Annotated in this window: 20 protein-coding genes and 1 pseudogene; 11 read left to right on the top strand and 10 right to left on the bottom strand. The window is 71.1% G+C overall.

Annotation, left to right across the window (positions count from 1 at the left end; translation table 11 throughout):
* The first annotated feature begins 20 nt into the window (after nucleotides 1–20).
* Nucleotides 21–1,295 (top strand): RNA polymerase sigma factor, encoded by a 1,275-nt coding sequence (locus QSK25_RS19040; RefSeq protein ID WP_285639930.1) that lies wholly within the window; start codon nucleotides 21–23, stop codon nucleotides 1,293–1,295.
* 83 nt (nucleotides 1,296–1,378) lie between these two features.
* Nucleotides 1,379–2,455: a hypothetical protein gene (locus QSK25_RS19035; RefSeq protein WP_285639928.1), complete on the top strand. Its 1,077-nt coding sequence runs from the start codon at nucleotides 1,379–1,381 to the stop codon at nucleotides 2,453–2,455.
* Nucleotides 2,456–2,491: 36 nt separating this feature from the next.
* Here QSK25_RS19035 and QSK25_RS19030 read toward each other — a convergent pair whose 3' ends face one another.
* Nucleotides 2,492–3,910, bottom strand: coding sequence for an amidase (locus tag QSK25_RS19030; RefSeq protein ID WP_285639926.1), 1,419 nt, complete (start codon nucleotides 3,908–3,910; stop codon nucleotides 2,492–2,494).
* A gap of 50 nt (nucleotides 3,911–3,960) precedes the next feature.
* On the opposite strand from QSK25_RS19030, the gene QSK25_RS19025 reads away from it, so the two are divergent.
* A complete protein-coding gene (locus tag QSK25_RS19025; protein ID WP_285639925.1) occupies nucleotides 3,961–4,458 on the top strand; it encodes an NlpC/P60 family protein in 498 nt (165 codons plus the stop codon).
* A gap of 80 nt (nucleotides 4,459–4,538) precedes the next feature.
* Entirely contained in the window at nucleotides 4,539–5,411 is an 873-nt protein-coding gene (locus tag QSK25_RS19020; protein WP_285639924.1) for a hypothetical protein, read from the top strand.
* A gap of 3 nt (nucleotides 5,412–5,414) precedes the next feature.
* Here the strand turns inward: QSK25_RS19020 and QSK25_RS19015 are convergent, their stop codons facing one another.
* A complete protein-coding gene (locus tag QSK25_RS19015; RefSeq protein ID WP_285639923.1) occupies nucleotides 5,415–5,915 on the bottom strand; it encodes a CGNR zinc finger domain-containing protein in 501 nt (166 codons plus the stop codon).
* Between the two features lie 26 nt (nucleotides 5,916–5,941).
* On the opposite strand from QSK25_RS19015, the gene QSK25_RS19010 reads away from it, so the two are divergent.
* A complete protein-coding gene (locus QSK25_RS19010) occupies nucleotides 5,942–6,148 on the top strand; it encodes a hypothetical protein (protein ID WP_285639922.1) in 207 nt (68 codons plus the stop codon).
* The gene (locus QSK25_RS19005) at nucleotides 6,135–6,746 is read left to right on the top strand and encodes a TetR/AcrR family transcriptional regulator (protein WP_285639920.1); all 612 of its coding nucleotides are present in this window, start codon (nucleotides 6,135–6,137) and stop codon (nucleotides 6,744–6,746) included. Before QSK25_RS19010 ends, QSK25_RS19005 begins: the two co-directional genes overlap by 14 nt.
* On the opposite strand, the gene QSK25_RS19000 is transcribed toward QSK25_RS19005, so the two are convergent.
* On the bottom strand, nucleotides 6,729–7,259 hold the full coding sequence (locus tag QSK25_RS19000; protein ID WP_285639916.1) for a P-loop nucleotide/nucleoside kinase family protein: 531 nt from the start codon (nucleotides 7,257–7,259) through the stop codon (nucleotides 6,729–6,731). The genes QSK25_RS19005 and QSK25_RS19000 overlap by 18 nt on opposite strands.
* 40 nt (nucleotides 7,260–7,299) lie before the next feature.
* Between QSK25_RS19000 and QSK25_RS18995 the strand changes: the two genes are divergently transcribed.
* Nucleotides 7,300–7,932 carry a cyclase family protein gene (locus QSK25_RS18995; protein WP_285639915.1) on the top strand — a complete coding sequence of 211 codons (633 nt, stop codon included), beginning with the start codon at nucleotides 7,300–7,302 and terminating at the stop codon, nucleotides 7,930–7,932.
* 43 nt (nucleotides 7,933–7,975) lie between these two features.
* Here QSK25_RS18995 and QSK25_RS18990 read toward each other — a convergent pair whose 3' ends face one another.
* Genes QSK25_RS18990 through QSK25_RS18975 form a run of 4 tightly spaced genes read right to left on the bottom strand, consistent with a single transcriptional unit; the run spans nucleotide 7,976 to nucleotide 10,092 of the window.
* Nucleotides 7,976–8,839, bottom strand: a complete 864-nt coding sequence (locus QSK25_RS18990; protein WP_285639913.1) for a ferredoxin family protein — start codon at nucleotides 8,837–8,839, stop codon at nucleotides 7,976–7,978.
* Nucleotides 8,840–8,888: 49 nt separating this feature from the next.
* On the bottom strand, nucleotides 8,889–9,131 hold the full coding sequence (locus tag QSK25_RS18985; protein ID WP_285639911.1) for a hypothetical protein: 243 nt from the start codon (nucleotides 9,129–9,131) through the stop codon (nucleotides 8,889–8,891).
* A gap of 47 nt (nucleotides 9,132–9,178) precedes the next feature.
* Nucleotides 9,179–9,508, bottom strand: coding sequence for a hypothetical protein (locus tag QSK25_RS18980; protein ID WP_285639909.1), 330 nt, complete (start codon nucleotides 9,506–9,508; stop codon nucleotides 9,179–9,181).
* Nucleotides 9,505–10,092 carry a PadR family transcriptional regulator gene (locus QSK25_RS18975; RefSeq protein WP_285639907.1) on the bottom strand — a complete coding sequence of 196 codons (588 nt, stop codon included), beginning with the start codon at nucleotides 10,090–10,092 and terminating at the stop codon, nucleotides 9,505–9,507. The genes QSK25_RS18980 and QSK25_RS18975 overlap by 4 nt, the downstream gene beginning before the upstream one ends.
* A gap of 49 nt (nucleotides 10,093–10,141) precedes the next feature.
* Here QSK25_RS18975 and QSK25_RS18970 point away from each other — a divergent pair, with 49 nt between their 5' ends.
* Both QSK25_RS18970 and QSK25_RS18965 read left to right on the top strand, forming a co-directional pair.
* Nucleotides 10,142–10,837: an SDR family NAD(P)-dependent oxidoreductase gene (locus QSK25_RS18970; protein WP_285639904.1), complete on the top strand. Its 696-nt coding sequence runs from the start codon at nucleotides 10,142–10,144 to the stop codon at nucleotides 10,835–10,837.
* A gap of 50 nt (nucleotides 10,838–10,887) precedes the next feature.
* Nucleotides 10,888–11,517 carry a class I SAM-dependent methyltransferase gene (locus tag QSK25_RS18965; RefSeq protein ID WP_285639903.1) on the top strand — a complete coding sequence of 210 codons (630 nt, stop codon included), beginning with the start codon at nucleotides 10,888–10,890 and terminating at the stop codon, nucleotides 11,515–11,517.
* On the opposite strand, the pseudogene QSK25_RS18960 reads toward QSK25_RS18965, so the two are convergent.
* Nucleotides 11,514–11,651: pseudogene (locus QSK25_RS18960) on the bottom strand (ZIP family zinc transporter); the annotation flags it as partial. The gene QSK25_RS18965 and the pseudogene QSK25_RS18960 overlap by 4 nt on opposite strands.
* Before the next feature lie 46 nt (nucleotides 11,652–11,697).
* Complete coding sequence (locus QSK25_RS18955) at nucleotides 11,698–12,780, bottom strand: epoxide hydrolase family protein (RefSeq protein WP_285639901.1); 1,083 nt, start codon at nucleotides 12,778–12,780, stop codon at nucleotides 11,698–11,700.
* Between the two features lie 52 nt (nucleotides 12,781–12,832).
* On the opposite strand from QSK25_RS18955, the gene QSK25_RS18950 reads away from it, so the two are divergent.
* Complete coding sequence (locus QSK25_RS18950; RefSeq protein ID WP_285639899.1) at nucleotides 12,833–13,777, top strand: helix-turn-helix transcriptional regulator; 945 nt, start codon at nucleotides 12,833–12,835, stop codon at nucleotides 13,775–13,777.
* 2 nt (nucleotides 13,778–13,779) lie between these two features.
* On the top strand, nucleotides 13,780–14,046 hold the full coding sequence (locus QSK25_RS18945) for a hypothetical protein (RefSeq protein WP_285639898.1): 267 nt from the start codon (nucleotides 13,780–13,782) through the stop codon (nucleotides 14,044–14,046).
* On the opposite strand, the gene QSK25_RS18940 is transcribed toward QSK25_RS18945, so the two are convergent.
* Entirely contained in the window at nucleotides 13,994–16,888 is a 2,895-nt protein-coding gene (locus QSK25_RS18940) for an NACHT domain-containing protein (protein ID WP_285639896.1), read from the bottom strand. The two genes, QSK25_RS18945 and QSK25_RS18940, sit on opposite strands and share 53 nt — an antisense overlap.
* Between the last annotated feature and the right edge of the window lie 58 nt (nucleotides 16,889–16,946).

The raw sequence follows: 16,946 nt of genomic DNA, 5'->3' as shown, positions 1-16,946 counted from the left end.
TTTGATCTAGTTTGGGCGCCATGAGCGACCCGACCGGCCGCAAGGCCGTGGCGGCGGTGTGGCGCATCGACTCCGCGAGGATCATCGGTGCGCTCACCCGCTACACCGGCGACTTCGCCCTCGCCGAGGACCTCGCCCAGGAAGCACTGGCCGAGGCGCTGGTGACGTGGCCGCGTGAGGGCGTGCCGAACAACCCCGCCGGTTGGCTGCTCACCGTCGGGCGCCGCCGTGCGATCGACGCGTTCCGCCGCCGCAGCGCCCGCGACGAGAAGTACGCCGCGATGGCCCACAACCTGCCCGAGGGAGGCGCGGTGACCGGCGCCGACCCCGCCCCCGCACCCGACGACGTGCTGTGGGACCCCGACCAGATCGACGACGACACCCTCGCGCTGATCTTCACCTCGTGTCACCCGGTGCTGTCCCGCGAGGCAGGGGTGGCGCTGACGTTGCGCGTCATCGGCGGTCTGACCAGCGACGAGATCGCCCGCGCGTTCCTCGTGCCGACCGCGACCGTGCAGGCCCGCATCACCCGCGCCAAGAAGACCCTCGGCGCGGCGAACGTGCCGTTCGAGGTGCCGCCGGTCAACGAACGCCCGGCACGCCTCGCTCAGGTGCTCAGCGTGCTCTACCTGATCTTCACCGAAGGGTCGTCGGCCAGTTCCGGGGACGAGGTCATCCGCCTGGACCTGGCCGGCGAGGCGCAGCGGCTCGCGCGGATCCTGTCGCGGCTCATGCCCGAGGAACCCGAGGTGCACAGCCTGCTCGCACTCCTCGAACTCACCGCCGCCCGCTTCCCGGCCCGGCGCGGCCCGGACGGGGAGACGGTGCTGCTGCAGGACCAGGACCGGCGCCGCTGGGACCGCTCCGCCATCGCACGGGGCCGGGCCGCGCTCGCGAAGGCCGCCGACGCCGGGCGCGGCTACGGCTACTACGGGCTGCAGGCCGCGATCGCCGAGTGCCACGCGGTGGCCGCGTCGGTCGAGGACACCGACTGGGGGCGCATCGTCGCCCTGTACGAGGGGCTCGGCAGCCTCGCCCCGTCGCCGGTCGTGGACCTCAACCGCGCGGTCGCCGTGTCGATGGCCCAGGGGCCCGAGGCGGCGCTGCCGATCGTCGACGCGCTCGCGGGCAGCGAGGCGTTCAAGGGCTCGCACCAGCTCCCGGGTGTGCGCGGGGAGTTGCTGCGGCGCCTGGGCCGGGTCGAGGAGGCCCGCGCCGAGCTGGAGCAGGCCATACGTCTGTGCGGCAACGAACGGGAACGCGTCGTGCTGTCCCGCAAGCTCGCGGAACTGTAGGCGTTCAGACACCGAGGGTGAACCTTAAATCCTCTGGGCGACAGGAGTGGCACTCGACCAGGTGACGGCGAGATGATGTTGTGATGGACTCGCTGCCCGCCACCGTCGCCTCCGCGCTCGCCGAGGCCGACAGCGAGACCACCGACTGGCCCGCGCAGTGGCAGGCGCTCACCGCCGTGTCGGTCGAGCTGCAGTCGTTGCTGGTCACCGACCCCGGCCCGCGGCTGCTGGCGTTGATCGAGCAGATCGTCACCCAGCTGGCCGACGGCGTCGCCACGAGTCGCCGGCACCGCGTCGAACTCGCGGAGCTCGCGCACCGCGTGCTCGGCACGCACGCCCGCGCCTGCGCCGAGACCGAGCCCGACCCGGTGCGGCTCGCCGACTGGCTGCTGGACCTGCAACTCGAACACCCCGACGCACCCGACGTGAGCCTCGCCGCCTACGGCGACGCACTCGACGACGAGGGCCTGGCCCACTACCGGCGGCGCGCGGTGGAGCTGTTCACGCCGCTGCCGGTGATCGGGTTCGGCGAGACCGGCCGCTACGACCGCGCCCGCTGGGCGTTGCTGCGCGTCATGGAGGAGCTCGCCGAGTACACCGACGACGTCGACCTGCAGCTGCTCGTGCTGACCAAGGACCTCTCCTCGGGCTGGCACTACCTGCAGGTCGCGACCGTGCTGCGCGACAGCGGCCGGTCCGACGAAGCCCTGGAGTGGGTGGAACGCGGACTGCGCGCCGTGGGCGGGCGGGGCGCGGCGCTGCGGCTGATCGACCTCGCGGTGGAGGAACACCTGCGCCGGGGCGCGCCGCAGCGGGCGGTGGCGGTGTGCCGGGAGGCGTTCTTCGCGCGGCCCAACCTCGACGTCTACCTGAAGCTGCGGGCGCTGGTGGTGCACACCGACGAGTGGCCGCCGTTGCGCGCGGAACTCGTGCGCCACCTCGTGCAGGACGCCAGCCGCCTCGCCGTCGAGGTCTACCGGCGGATCGTGGAGGTCGAACTCGCCCGCCGCGGCATCGAGGAGCAGGAACTCGTCGTGGAATGGCTGCACCAACTACGCGGTCTGCAGCCTGACGCGTTCGCCGACTACCTGGACCACATCAAATCCCGGCACGTCGCCGACCGGGAACTGCTCGACGAGTTGTCCCGGCGCGGATTCTGACCGTTTCGAAGTCGGATAGTCCGTCCTCGTAATATCCTAGTTCGCATGATCGAGGCCGGAGGGGGTCCGGTCCGCCCACGGCCGGGCACGTTCCAGCTGGGCGGACAGCGACAGCAGCGTGCACTCGTCGTGCTGGCGGCCCACGAGCTGCACCGCGAGCGGCAGACCCGCGGAGGAACGCCCGGCGGGCACGCTGGCCGCGGGGTTGCCGACGATGTTCCACAACGGCAGGAACGTCGTGTAGTGCGACGCCGCCAGCAACGCCGTGAACGCGCTGCGGGAGTCCCACTCGCCCACCCGGATCGGCGGGCGGGTCAGCGCCGGCGTCAGCAGCACGTCGATCGAGGAGAACACGCGGTTGGCGTGCGCGGTGAGCGCCGCGTCGTCCTTGGCGGCCCACCGCGCCACCGGCTTCGGCACCCGGCGGCCCAGCTCACTGACCGCACGCGTGCGCGCCTCGACGAGGTCGGGGAACTCCATGCCCGTGTGCGCCAGGTGGGCGTTGTGCAGGTAGCGCGCCGCGAACTGGGTCGAGGCACTCAGGTCCCGCATCGGCGGATCGAGGCGCACCACGTCGTGGCCGAGGTCGGTGAGCAGCGCGGCGGTGTCCTGCACGGCGTCGCGGACCTCGTCGGCGATCGCGATGCCCGGACCCCACGGCCGCAGCGACACCCCGATCCGCAGCCGGCCGGGGTCGGTGCTCGCGGCCGCGGTGAAGGTGGTGCGCGGCGGGTGGGCGACGTGCGCGTCACCGGGGGCGGCGCCGTGGATCTGGTCGGCGACCAGCGCCCAGTCGGCGACGGTGCGGGTGAGCGGTCCGGCCACGACCATGCCGCCCCACATCTGCGGCTCGGGGGCGAGGGACACGCGGCCGCGCTGGGGCTTGAGCCCGAACAGCCCGGTCATGGCGGCGGGGATGCGGATGGAGCCGGCGCCGTCGGTGCCGATCGCGGCCGCCGCGAGACCCGCCGCCACGGCCGCGGCCGAACCACCGCTGGAGCCGCCGGGGGAGTGCGTGAGCGACCACGGGTTGCGCGTCGGGCCCGCCCACCGGCTCTCGGTGAACGGCCACAGTCCCAGTTCGGGCATGCGGGTGCGGCCGATGATCACCGCCCCGGCGGCGCGCAGGCGCTGCACGATCGCCGAGTCCCGCGGCTGCGGGGTGCGGGCGGCGTTGGTGCCCTTCGTGGTCGGCAGGCCCGCGATCGCGATGTCCTCCTTGACCGCGATCGGGACGCCCAGCAGCGGCAGGTCCTCACCGCGGCGCGCGTCGGCCCGTTCGGCTTCCGCCAGCGCCTGCTCGGCGAAGACCAGCCGGAACGCGTTGAGCCGCGGGTCGATCCGCTCGATGCGCCGCAGGTGCTCGGCGACCAGGTCGGCCGCGCTCACCTCGCCGTCGCGCACTGCCCGCGCCTGCCTCGCGGCCCCGGCGAAACACAGCTCCGTCAGCTCCATGAACCGACCCTAAGCGCCCACAGGTGATCTACGGAATGGGAGTAGTCCGCATGAGAGTTCTCGCGATGGCCGCCGTCGTCCTGATCGGCCTGAGCACGCTGGTGTCCCCGGCGCACGCCGTGCAGGTGTCGCGCCAGGAGATGATCAACCGCGCCAAGTCGTGGCTGACCGCGAACAACGGCCGTCCCGTCCCGTACTCGACCACCTCCTACTGGGGCGCGGAAGGCTACCGGCAGGACTGCTCGGGGTTCGTGTCGATGGCCGCGAAGATCGGTGCTCCCGGTGAGCGGACCGTCGAACTGGCCCAGTGGCCGTTCTCGACCGGGATCGCGATGAGCGACCTGCGGTGGGGTGACATCGTGGTGGACCCGGAGGGGACCGAGACCACCCGCCACGTCGTCATCTTCGAGAAGTGGGCCGACCCGTACAAGACGGCCTACCACGCCTACGAGCAGCGCGGCACCTACGGCACCACCTACCGGGTCCTGCGCTACGGGCTGGGCGGCGACCAGTACGTCGCGCGGCGGCTGACCAACGTGACGGGGTGACCGCCGGTGGGCCGGCCGTGGAACACCGGGTTGAACTCCACCACTGTCTCGCGGGATGACCCACGTCACATCATCGAGGCATGTCGCTTCTCTCGCGCTGGTTCACCACGACCTCTGCTGTCCTGACCGCGGCGGCGTCGCTCGGCCGGCGCCGCGCGGAGACCACCCCGACGCTGGTGACGCTGCCGGCGCCGGTGTCGCCGCTGCAGGACATCGCCGCGCGGCTGCGGTCGGCCGAGTCCGACGTGCGGCTCGACGGGCTGCGGGACTGGGTCGGCTTCGGGGAGAGCCTGGTCGATCACCGGCAGCCCGCGCTGGACGTGCTGTGCGCGACGCTGCGGGACCTGCCGTCGCCGGGATCGGAGGTCGACCGGCGGTGGCGTCAGGTGCTGCAGACGACGCTGGCCGCCCGGCTGCGGCCCGGTCCGGGGTTCTGGCTGGGCTGCGACGTCGACCTGCGGCACGCGACGCTGGTGGACTTCGACCTGTCCGAGTGCCGGGTGCGCGCGGCCCGCTTCGACGGCACCCGCTTCCTCGGTGACACCCGCTTCGACCAGTCGACGTTCCTGGGCGCCTTCGACGCCGCCGGGGCGTTCTTCGGGCGGCACGTGCTGTTCACCCGCTCGGTGTTCGCGCGCGGGCTGGGCCTGCGGGGTGTGACGGTGCGCGGCAACGCCGAGCTGTCGCACATCCAGGTCGCCGGACCCGTGACGCTGGGCCGTGCGCGGTTCTCGGGCCGTGCGGACTTCACGTGCGCGCGGTTCGGCTCCGACCTGGACAGCTCCGACGTGCGCTTCGGCGGCCGGGCGGTGTTCCGGCGGGCGTGGTTCGCGGGTGCCTCGACGTTCGCGCGCACGTGGTTCCGCGGCCGGGAGGACTTCGTGGAGGCGGCGTTCGGCGGCGAGTCGTCGTTCGAGAACGCCCGCTTCGGTCACCGCGTGCACGCCGACTGAGCGTCAGGCGCTCCGGCGGTCGCGGTGCGCGGCGACGGCGACCCGGTTCGCGCACCTGGTGGAGCAGAACCGGCGCCTGCCGTTGCGGCTGGTGTCGACGAACACCGTGTCGCAGCCCTCCCGCCCGCACCAGCCGATGCGCCCGGCGTCCTCGCAGAACAACGCCGCCATGCCCGCCGCCGTGTAGGCCTTGACCCGCACGTCCGTGGGCGCGTCCTCGCGGGCGTAGTGCAGGTGCGGCGCCCGGCCGTCGTGGGTGGAGATGTAGTGGGTGGTCGAGGACTGGGCCAGCAGGTCGTTGAGCAGGTCCACGGCGGGCTCGCGGAACACCTGCCGCAGCCGTTCGACCCAGTCTCGTACGTCACGTTCCTGGCGTGCGTCGAGGGAGCCCAGGGGCTTGTAGTCCGATGCTTTCAGCACGTCGAGCAGGGGTTCGGCCGGGTCGGCGTTGACCAGCCTGGCGGCGAGCTCGGCGGCCGCCCCGCCGTAAGGGTTGAAATGCACTAGACCATGACAGCACGCTGGGGGACATGATCGCCACCTGCCCCGCCTGCCACTGGCCCAGCACCTCCGCCGTCTCCTGCCACGGCGCGGTCGCCTACGTCCGCTGCGTGTGCGGCCTGTTCCTCGTGGTGGAGCGCGGCGAGGTCACCGCGACGGCCGGGACCAGCACGTTCGCCCCGATTCACCACACCGGTGGTGATCTTGCTAGTGTCCCGGACCGTGAGCCGTCGTGATCTCCTGTGCGACACCGCGATCCAGATCCTCGCGGTGGAGGGCGGCCGGGGCCTGACCCACCGCGCGATCGACCGCGAGGCAGGCGTCCCCATCGGCACGACCAAGAACTACTTCCCGACCCGCGAGTCGATCCTCACCGCCTGCGCCGCGCGGATGACCGCGCTGCACCAGGCCGCGGTCGAACGCCTGCGGGAGACCACCCCGCCCGACATCGGCGCCACCGACGTCGCCGAGCTCTACCCGGCCCTGTTGCGCCGCGCGGTGGCCGACGACCCGACCCAGATGCTCGCGATGGTCGAGCTGTACCTGGAGGCGGTGCGCCGGCCGGGTGTGCGGGAGGCCCTGTCCGGGATGGTGCTGGCGAACGCGGAGGCGGCGGCGTCGTTGCAGCAGGCGGCGGGCCTGCCCTCGACGGTGCGCGACACCGGGCTGCTGGACGCCTACTTCCTCGGGGTGGCGATCTCGCTGCTGGCGTTGCCGGTGGAGACGTTGCGCACGGTGGGGCTGGACGACCCGTACGCGCTGGGGATCGGCGTGTTCTCGGCGACCGTGCCGGGCGGCGGTGCCGGTGGGCAGAGGTCAGCGGAGTCCGGCTGAGGCCAGTCTCGCCAGCAGCGTGGCGTAGGTGTGCTCCACCGAGCCTGATGCCTCGATGACTTCAGTGCCGGTCGTGAGATAGTCCTCGATCCGCGCGTGGCTGTCGTGGATGATCCGCTCTGCGCCCAAAGCCTCCACGACGTGGTCGATGTGGTGCGTGCGCTCGCGGTACCGGCCGACCGCGACCTCGGCGGGGGCGAGGAGGACGAACTCGGTGTAGGTGCCGCCCGCCGACGCCGCGGCGGCCGCGAACCTGTCCCGTTCGGTGTGGCGCATGATCAGCTGGGGCATGACGACGTCGTGGCCCGAGGCCAGGTGGGTGGCGGCCATGCTCAGCGCGAGGGGCCGGACGAGGTCGACGGCGCCGTAGAAGTCCTCGCGCCAGCCGCCGACGAGGCGGACGATCTCGTCGGCGTCGAGGTTGAGCGTGCGGGGGTGCTCGCTGGCGTAGCGGGCGGCGATCGTGGACTTGCCGACGCCGGTGGGGCCGTTGAGGTGGATCAGCCGGGGCACTCGGCCGAGGGTAGCGGCAAGATCACTTCATACTGGGCGCATGCGCCGCATCGTCGACCTCAGCCACCCCATCGTCCACGGCATGACGACCATGGGCGGCATGAGGCCGCCGAGCGTGTCCACCTACGTCAGCCGGGAGGAGACCGCGGCGCGGATGGCGCACGGGGTGTCGTTCGAGATCGGCCAGATCGACCTGATCGCGAACACCGGCACGTACCTGGACACGCCGGCGCACTACCACCAGGGCGGCTACGACACCGCGGGCCTGCCGCTGGAACGGGTCGTCGACGTGCCCGTCGCCGTGCTGCGGATCGGTGATCCGGCCGGGCCGGAGCTCGCGGGGCACGCGGTGCTGTTCCACACCGGCTGGTCGCGGCACTGGGGCACCGACGCCTACCAGCACGGGCACCCGTTCCTCACCGCGGACGTCGTCGAGGCGCTGATCGCCGCCGGGCCCGCGCTGGTCGGCATCGACTCGCTCAACATCGACGACGCCACCGACCTGACCCGGCCGGCGCACCAGGGGCTGCTGGGCGCGGGCATCCCGATCGTGGAGCACCTGACGAACCTGGAGCAGGTGCCCGCGCGGGGTGCGCGGTTCACGGCGCTGCCGATGCCGGTGGTGGGCATGGGCACCATGCCGGTGCGGGCGATCGCGGTCGTGGACGAGTGAGCACCGCTCGGCCGCGGACCCGCGCCCGATCGGCGAACGCCGGTCAGCGGCAGACGCGCGCCAGTTCGTCGATGGCGGTGGCGACCAGGGCGATCGCGATGTCCGGGGACTTGCCGCAGCTCGCGGGACGCGGTGGCACCGGCTGCTCGGTCAGCGTCACCCTCCACTCGCGGCCGTCGGCGTGCCGCACGGTCGCGGAGTCGGCCGTCTCGGCGACGACGGTGAGCACGTCGCGGGACTCGCCGATCTGCGAGCGGACCGCGACCTCGGCCACCTGCCCCCTGGGGGTGAAGCAGGAACGGCCGCGGCACCGGTCGGCGACGATGCCCTCCGTGACGACGCGCTGGGCCAACTGGTGGTCGAGGCGTCCGTACAGGTGACCTGTGGGCAGAAGGACCCCGGTGGGCGCGAACCTGTGCCCTCCGGTGTGCGTGCACTCCCACAGGTTGAGCGCGGTGGCGATCGGGCGGCCGTACAGGGCGCAGCAGACGTCGCGTTTGCTGTTGGTGCAGACCAGCAGCAGCGGATCGTCGACCGGGGTGCCGAACGCCGTGGAGCGGCCCGCGCCCAACGCCTCGAAGTCGAGTTCGAGGCACTCCTCCGGAGAGGCGAGATCGGCCTGCTCCAGCCATGAGGCGCCGGGCTTCGTCGAGGCCAGGTACAGGCGGCGGCGTGCCGGGAGGTGGTCGTCGAAGTGCTTGCCGGGGCGGCGGATGAGCAGGATGCGCACGCCGGTGCCCGCGGCGCGGCGGGACAGTTCCGCGCCGAGTTCGGGGTCGAGGTGGCTCTCCAGCAGGGCGTCGCGCCCCCAGGGGCCCGGCTGCTCCAGGCACAGCCACGCCGTCGCGGTCGCGGCCGTGCCGGCCAGCGGTTCACCCGCGAAGTCGGAGAGTATCGAGCACCTCATCTGCACACCCTATACGGCCGTTCGGGTGAGGACTAAGGCCACCCTTACCTCAACGGCGGTGGTGTCGGTCACCTGTGGTCTCCCCACGCAGCCTGGGTTCGGTGGTCATGAACGTCGTGGTGCGGATCGCGTCGGGGGTGCCGGCGGCCCTGTACCTCATGGCGGGCTTCACCGAGTTGGCGAAGCCGAAACAGGCCCTGACGACCGAGCCGCGCACGGCGTGGGCGGAGGACTTCACGTCCGGGCAGGTCGAGGACATCGGCGTGGTGAGGGCGCGACGGTGCCGGTCCACCTCGTGCTGTGCGCGCCGGCGGTGTTCGGCGCGCCGGCGGTGTTCGGTCAGCTCCGAGCCTCCAGAGCACGCACCCGCGCCCGCATGTCCTCCTCCAGGCGGGCGCGGTGGCCGAGGAACAGCTTGTTGGCCAGGTACGGCGCCCAGTTGCCCTGGCGGGCGATGTTGTGGACGCGGTGCCGGATCAGCGCGCCCTCGGGGTGGGGGTGCAGGGAGTCCTCGCCGCGGTACCACCAGTCGCCCCAGTGGGCGATGACGCCCCGCTCGCGGTCCACGAGCCGGTGCGAACCGGACTCGCCGGCGTCGGCGAACATCCGCTCGCGCACGACCTCCAGCGGTAACCGCACGACGCCGGTCACCTCGAACAGCAGTCTCATCGGTGCCTGTCCTCCCAGCCTGGGTAGCCGCCGACCGTGCCCTCGCGGGTAGCGGTGGCGAACCAGGCGAGCCACTCGCGTTCGGCGCGCAGCATCGCCAGGCGGTAGTCGAGTTCGATCCACGCGAGCTGGGGCAGTCCCATGCCCGCGAGCTTCTCCAGCAGCACGGCCAGCGCGGTGAGCTGCTCGCCCACGGCCGCCGACCTGCGTTGCACGACGTCGAGCGCCTCGGCGGGCGGCAGCAGGCCGACCATCGAGATCCCGGCCTCGAACCGCCGGTACTCGCGCGCGGGTTCGGCGATCAGGGCGCGCAGCCACGAGTGCAGTTCCGCCGTGCCGGTCCCGGTGATGGCGTAGACGGTGCGTTCGGGTCGGTTGCCGGCCTTCTGCACGGCCGCGGCGGTGATCAGCTCATGGCGGTGCAGCGACTCCACGACGGTGTAGAGGGAGCCGTAGTTGAGCTTGACGACCTCTTCCTGGTGGCGTTCGCGCATGGTCTGCGCCATCTCGTAGGGGTGCATCGGCCGCTCGGTGAGCAGGGCGAGCACTGCCAGGGCCAGGGGATTCGTGCGCTTGAACGTCATATCCGCTCCCGTATATCCGGTGCCGAGTATAAGGGTTAGGGTGGGTGGCATGACAACGGTGATCACCGGGGGAAGCCGGGGTATCGGTGCCGCGACCGCGCGCAGGCTCGTCCGCGACGGCCACGAGGTCGTGATCAGCTACCGCCAGGCGCAGGACGAGGCGCGGGCGTTGGAGAAGGAACTCGGGGTCACGGCGGTGCGGGCGGACACGGCTTCCGAGGAGGACGTGGCGCGCCTGTTCGACGCGGCGGGTGAGGTCACCGGGGTGGTCAGCAACGCGGGCATCACCTCGCCGGTCGGGCCGCTGGCCGAGTTGCGCACCGAGGACCTGCGCCGCGTGGTGGACGTCAACGTGGTCGGCGCGTTGCTCGTGGCGCGGGAGGCGGCGCGCCGGATGACCTCGGGATCGATCGTGACCGTGTCGTCAGGGGCGGCGACGCTGGGCAGTCCGGGGGAGTACGTGCACTACGCCGCCTCGAAGGCCGCCGTGGACGCGTTGACAATCGGCCTGGCCAAGGAACTCGCGCCGCGCGGCATCCGGGTCAACTGCGTGCAGCCCGGCACCGTCCGCACCGACATCCACGTGCTGTCCGGCGTGCCGGACCGTCCCGACCGGGTGGCCTCCAAGATCCCGCTGGGGCGTCCCGGTGAGCCCGAGGAGATCGCGAACGCCATCGCGTGGCTGCTCTCGGACGAGGCCTCGTACACGACCGGGGCGATCCTGCGGGTGGCCGGCGGGATGTGAGGCTTTCGCCTCTGCGGGCCGCCCGCGCGCTGCCCCTAAGCTTCACCGTCATGTCCGCGCCCACGCTCACCGAGTTCGTGCTCGCCAACACGACGCTGACCCCCGTGCCGCTGGTGCCGGAGGTGGTGCTGCACAGCGCGGCCGAGGCGATGGACCTGTGGGAGCTCACCCACCACGACCAGCCGCCGTTCTGGGCGTTCCCGTGGGCGGGTGGCCAGGCGCTGGCGCGGCACCTGCTGGACAACGCGGGCCTGGTGCGCGACAAGAAGGTGTTCGACCTGGCGTGCGGGTCGGGCCTGGTGGCGATCGCCGCGGCCCTGGCCGGAGCGGACTCGGTCACCGCGAACGACATCGACCCGCTGGCGTTGACGGCGGTGCAGCTCAACGCGGCCGCGAACGGGGTCGCGGTCACCGTCCTGGGCGACGACCAGCTCGACAGCGACGCCCACGGCGCCGACGTGGTGCTGGCGGGCGATGCGTTCTACGACGCCGCGATCACCGCCCTGGTGCTGCCGTTCCTGCTGCGTGCGGCGGCGCGGGGGGCGTTGGTGCTGCTGGGGGACCCGGACCGGGCGCACCTGCCGCCCGGCCGGTTCGCCGCGCAGGCCCGCTACGAGGTGCCGGTGCCGATGACGCTGGAGAGCACCGAGACCCGCGGCGCAACGGTCTGGCGCGTCTAGCCCAGCCGTTCGACCACGAAGGCCGTGAGGAATCCCGCCGTGGTGCACAGGCCGGTGTGGAGGCGGGCGCGTTCGCAGGCCTCGGGGATCGTGGTGTCGGCGATCATGGCCAGGAACGCCCCGGCCGCGACCGCCACCCGCCAGTCCCCGCAACCCCGCCTCGAGCCAGTGCGGCGCGCCCTACATCTTCGCGAAGAACACCCGGATGTCGCCCGCCAGCAGCTCCGGCGAGTCGTGCCCGGAGTAGTGCCCGCCCGTCTCGAACTCCGACCAGTGCACGAGGTTGTGGTGGTCGCGCTCGGCGAAGCGGCGGATGGTCTGGAAGTCGTCGGGGAAGACCGCCACCCCCATCGGCACGGTCGTCGGGCCGGGCTGGTCCTCGCGGTGGGCGTCCTCGAAGTACAGCCGCGCGGACGACCCGGCGGTGCCGGTGAACCAGTAGATCGCGACGTTCGCCAGCAGGAAGTCCTTCGTGACGGCCGGTTCACCCATCAGCTGCATGGTCCAGGCGAGCTGCCCGACGGGGGAGTCGGCGAGCGCGAACGCCACGTTCTGCGGCCGCGCCTGCTGGAGCTTGGCGTAGCCGGACATGGTCTCCCAGAAGTTCTGCAGCACCCCGAGACGCCGGTGGTCGTCCTCGGTCAGCCCCTCCATCTCGGCCGGGTCACCTGAGGGGAAGGAGAAGACCTGCGTGACGTGCACCCCGACGACGTGCTCCGGGTCGGCCTGCCCGACCTGCGGGGCGATGATCGCGCCGGCGTCGTTGCCGTGCACCCCGTACCGCTCGTACCCCAGCCGTGCCATGAGCTCGGCGAACGCACTCGCGATCCGGCCGGAGTGCCAGCCCGTGTCGTTCGTCGGCCCTGAGAACCCGAAGCCGGGGATCGACGGGATCACCAGGTGGTGGTCCTCGCGCAGGTGCTCGACGACGTCCACGAACTCCATCACCGAGCCCGGCCAGCCGTGGATGAGCATGATCGGCAGCGCGTCCGGGTTCGGGCTGGTGACGTGCAGGAAGTGCACGTTCGTGCCGTCGATCTCGGTGACGAACTGCGGGAAGGAGTTGAGCCGCGCCTCGACCGCCCGCCAGTCGAAGTCCTGTGCCCAGTACCGCGCCATCTCCTGGACGTCCGCCACGGAGTCCCCATAGCGCGACCCGGCCCCCTCGACCTGGTCGGTCCACCGCGTCCTGCCCAGCCGCGCCTTCAGCTCGTCGAGGTCGGCGTCGTCGATCGCGATCTGGAATTCCCTGATCTCCGTCATAACCCGAGGCTAACGAACCTTGCGGCCAGCATCTGTCCTAAAGTGTCCGTCCATGTTGGAAACTTCGGCCCGCCTGCTGCGCCTGCTCGCCCTGCTGCAGTCCCGCCGCGACTGGCAGGGCAGCGAACTGGCCGACGAACTGCAGATCAGCCCCCGCACCGTCCGCCGCGACGTCGACCGCCTGCGCGAACTGGGCTACCCGGTCAACGCCACCACGGGCTCGTTCGGCGGCTACCGCCTCGGCGCCGGCGCCGAACTCCCACCCCTGCTGCTGGACGACAACGAGGCGGTCGCCGTGGCCGCCGCCCTGCGCACCAACGCCGTCACAGGCCTGGAAGAGGTCTCCCTGCGAGCCCTGCTGAAACTGGAACAGGTCCTGCCTTCCAGGTTGCGCCACCGCGTCTCAGCCCTGGAACAGATCGAGTCCGTCCCGAGAGACCACCCGGCACCCGCGCTGGACCCCGAACTCCTGTCGACCCTGGCAGCGGCCTGCCGCGACAGCGACACCCTCCGCTTCGACTACCAGGCCCACGACGGCACCCCCACCCGCCGCCGAGTCGAACCCCACCGCCTCGTCAACTGGGGCCGCCGCTGGTACCTCGTGGCCTGGGACGCCGACAAGTCCGACTGGCGCAGCTTCCGCGTCGACCGCATCACCCCACCCCAGCCGCCCTTCGGCCCCCGCTTCACCCCGCGGGACTTCGACGCCACCACCTACGTCGCCGCCCGCGTCAACCAGGCAGCCTGGCGATACCAGGCCCGAGTCCTGATCCACGCCCCGGCCTCCACGGTGGCCGACCGCATCAACGCCATGATCGGCACCGTAGAAGCCGTGGACGACGTGTCGTGCGTCCTCGTGACGGGCTCCGACTCCCTCGAAACCCTCGCCGTCTGGATCGGCGTGCTCGACCTCGACTTCGAGATCACCTCACCACCGGAACTCGTGGCACACGTTCGCACCCTTGCGGCCCGCTACGCCCGCGCCGTACAAGACTGAGCATGGCCATCACCGGACGTGACATCGAGCGCCTGCTCTACACCGACACGCCCGACCCGATCCTCGTCCTGCACAACGGGGAGACCTCCATCGTCGCCGCCGCGGAGCTGGGACGCCGCCCCGGAGCCGTCGTCGTCTGCTCCCGCACCGAGCTGCTGCGGAGGGTGGGGGAGCGCGACCTGACCGAGGTCGAACTGGCGGCACTGGCCGCCGAACTCACCGCGTCCACGGGACACCCAACTCCTCCGCCGCCCGTGTGGCCCGCTTGAGCAGATCCGGCCGCACCTGACTGTGAGAGCTTGTCTGCTCGAACCATTCCAGAGCCGTTGCGAGCCCGAACTTGAAGGAGTCGACCGCGCTGCCGTCAGTTCCCAGCTCGTGCAGCCTGAGCAGCCCTTCCAACTGCTCGTGGACGGGAATCGCCGATTTCAGGTCAGCGAACGCCCTCATCAACGCCACGTCGTCGCCGCCCATGCCGAGCCTTGAGTAGAACTCCTCCCAGAACACATGGTTCGCCTTGTCCGCGTCCCGGAGCCGTTGCAAGGCGGGCAACCACTCTTGGACGGTCGCGACCTTCAACCCGGCCAATGCACCAGCCACATCGATGCCGTACCTCTCCGCGAGCGGCCGCACCGCGTTGCACAACGTCAGACTGACCTCGTCCAACGTCACGTAGGGCTCGGCCATCGGCAGATAGCTCTCGGTGCGATCACCCAGCGCCAGCGTGAACCTCTGCGTCCCTTCCACCGGCAGAACCCAGAGCGCACGGACCACGCTGGCCCACTCACTGGATGACACGCGTGACTTCCAGAACAGCGTCAGCCGCTGCCAGGCCTCGACGTCCAGCCCCAGGTCACCGGACGAGAGCTCGCCCTTCAACGCCAGCGCCAGCACCACGAGGTTCAGCGAGTACTTCGCGTCCCTGGCCGAGTCCGACAACCGCGTCGGCTCGTAGTCACCGCGCGACTTCCTGGTGTCGTCCCGCTGGGCCAGCAGCCGGGACACCAGATCGAACAACCCGTCCCGGTCCGATGTGTCCGATCGCTCCCGCAGGAATTCCAGCACCGGCTTGCTGGTGGTCAGCGACATGTGTGCCAACACGGTGTACAGCTCCGTGTCGTCCTGCGCGTTCTTGCGGCGTGATCGTGTCGCGTCTTCCCGGTGCAGCTCGATCAGCCTGTCCCACACGAACCGCGCCACCAGGTACTCGCCGAACGTCGCGTGCAGGAACTCATACGTCCGCAGCTTCGTCAGGTCGTCGCGCACGGCCTCCGACTTCTGCACGAAGAAGAACCGCCCCAGCACCTTCTCGCCGGCGGTGAGAGGCGTCCGGGTGCCGGACAGGCGCTCCAGCGACTCCATGCCCAGCAACTGGCCGAGGTCGGAGGTCACCGCGTGCTCGGCCACCCACTGCACGCCGCGGTTGAACATCGCGAGCGCGACGACCGACAGACGTTCCAGCTCGACCTCGACGTCACTGCCCAGGTCGGCCGCCGACACGTTCGAGACACCCTTGACGACTTCGCGCTGAGCGAACTGGGTGAGCAGGCGTTCGTACAGCTGACCTCGGCTCATGCCGAGGTGGTCGCGCTGGAACGAGCTGTCGACCGCGTCGTACAACGCCAGCATCAGCAACAGCAGCGGCTGCGACGCGAGGTCCGGGTAGTCCAGCACCGTTGACACCGGCAAAGGCCGGTTGACCGCGTTCCACACCTCCAGCCACGCCCGCACCTGGTCGTCGTCGAACGGCATCAGCCGCACCACCCGCGTGCCCTGCGGCAGTTCCAGACCCGCGCACACGCTCAACCGGCTCGTCACGACGAACGCCGCCGGCCTACCCATGTCCTCGATCCGCTGCTGGAACTCGGCGACCGCCGACAGGTAGCGCGTCTGGCTCACACCGGTGGCCTGCAGCAACTCGTCGAACCCGTCCAGGATCACCACCGGTAGGGCGCCCCCGGCCTCCCGGCAGAAGTCCGCCCAGCTCACCGACTCCTGCAACAGCAGGCGCAGCCCGTGCTCGATCTGCTGATCCAGCCCCGCGTCCGCCGGAGTGTTGCGCAGCTCCACCCGCACGACGGCGTAGTCCTCCGCGGGCAACCTCGCGGCGAGCATCTCCGTCAGCACCGATTTGCCCGAACCCGGATCACCCAGCACCAGCAGCGGAGCGGACAGGGCCTGCGGAGAGGTCAGGTACCCCACCAGGTACGCGTAGAGATCGTCGCGGGCCGGCACCGAGCTCCACCATTCGAGCAGCGACGGAGCCTCGAAACGCTCGGCACTGGCGAACACCTGGAACCGCGGATCGACGTACGCCTCCTCCAGGCTCGGGATTCGGACGCCGCCGGGCACGTCCTTCGCCAGCGGGCGCCGCAACGCACCCTCATAGGCACCGGCCAGCTCCGCGATCCACGGCGCGGGTGTCCGGGCGGTCGTGATCTCGCGGAGCACGTCCTCCAGACGCGCCAACGCTTTGCGGGTGGCCATGCCGTCCGCGGTCGAGCACCAGAAGCTGACCTCGGGGTAGTCCGTTGCCAACTGCGCGAGCAACTCCTCGTAGCGCTCCAGCGCGCGTGCCGGCACGACACGGGTCCCAACTTCATGCAGCCGGTCCCGCTCCACCTGGCCGCGACCGCCCCAGCTGCCCAGCACGCTGAAGCTCGAGTACACCAGGCCACCGAGCCGATCGTAGAGGTGCCCGATCTTCGCCAAGTTCTCCTCGTAAGGGCGGTCCGCCGACGGCAGCGGCAGTTCCATCTGCCACGGGTTGCTGTTGGAGGTCAGGCTCTCGTCCTTCCCGTCCAGCGTGATCTGCTGCTCGGCGCAGGCCTCGAAGAACGCTGTCATCACCAGGACCGCGTGGGCGGCGTGCAGCTGCTGGGTGCGGGAGTAACGGCTCGCCTCGCGGCGGGTGGGGGAGAGCTTGGTGATGAGCTCGTTGCTGAGCTTGAGGAAGTCCGGCTTGGCGTCGAAGAGGCTCAGCACCTCCCACAAGCCCAACGAGCCCGCCAGGAGCGCGCCGCCCAGGATCTTGTCCATGGCGTCGACCACGGGGTTGTTCTTGCCTCCGAGGATCTTGACGGCCTCGTTGTAGCTGTAAGTCCTTCGCACCCGAACTGTGTACCTGACGACAGGCCCGTTCCGGTCCGGAACAACACAAACAGACCAA

The organism is Lentzea sp. NBRC 102530 (assembly GCF_030269365.1).
Classification (GTDB): Bacteria; Actinomycetota; Actinomycetes; order Mycobacteriales; family Pseudonocardiaceae; genus Lentzea.
This window is presented reverse-complemented; position numbering and strand designations above follow the sequence as displayed.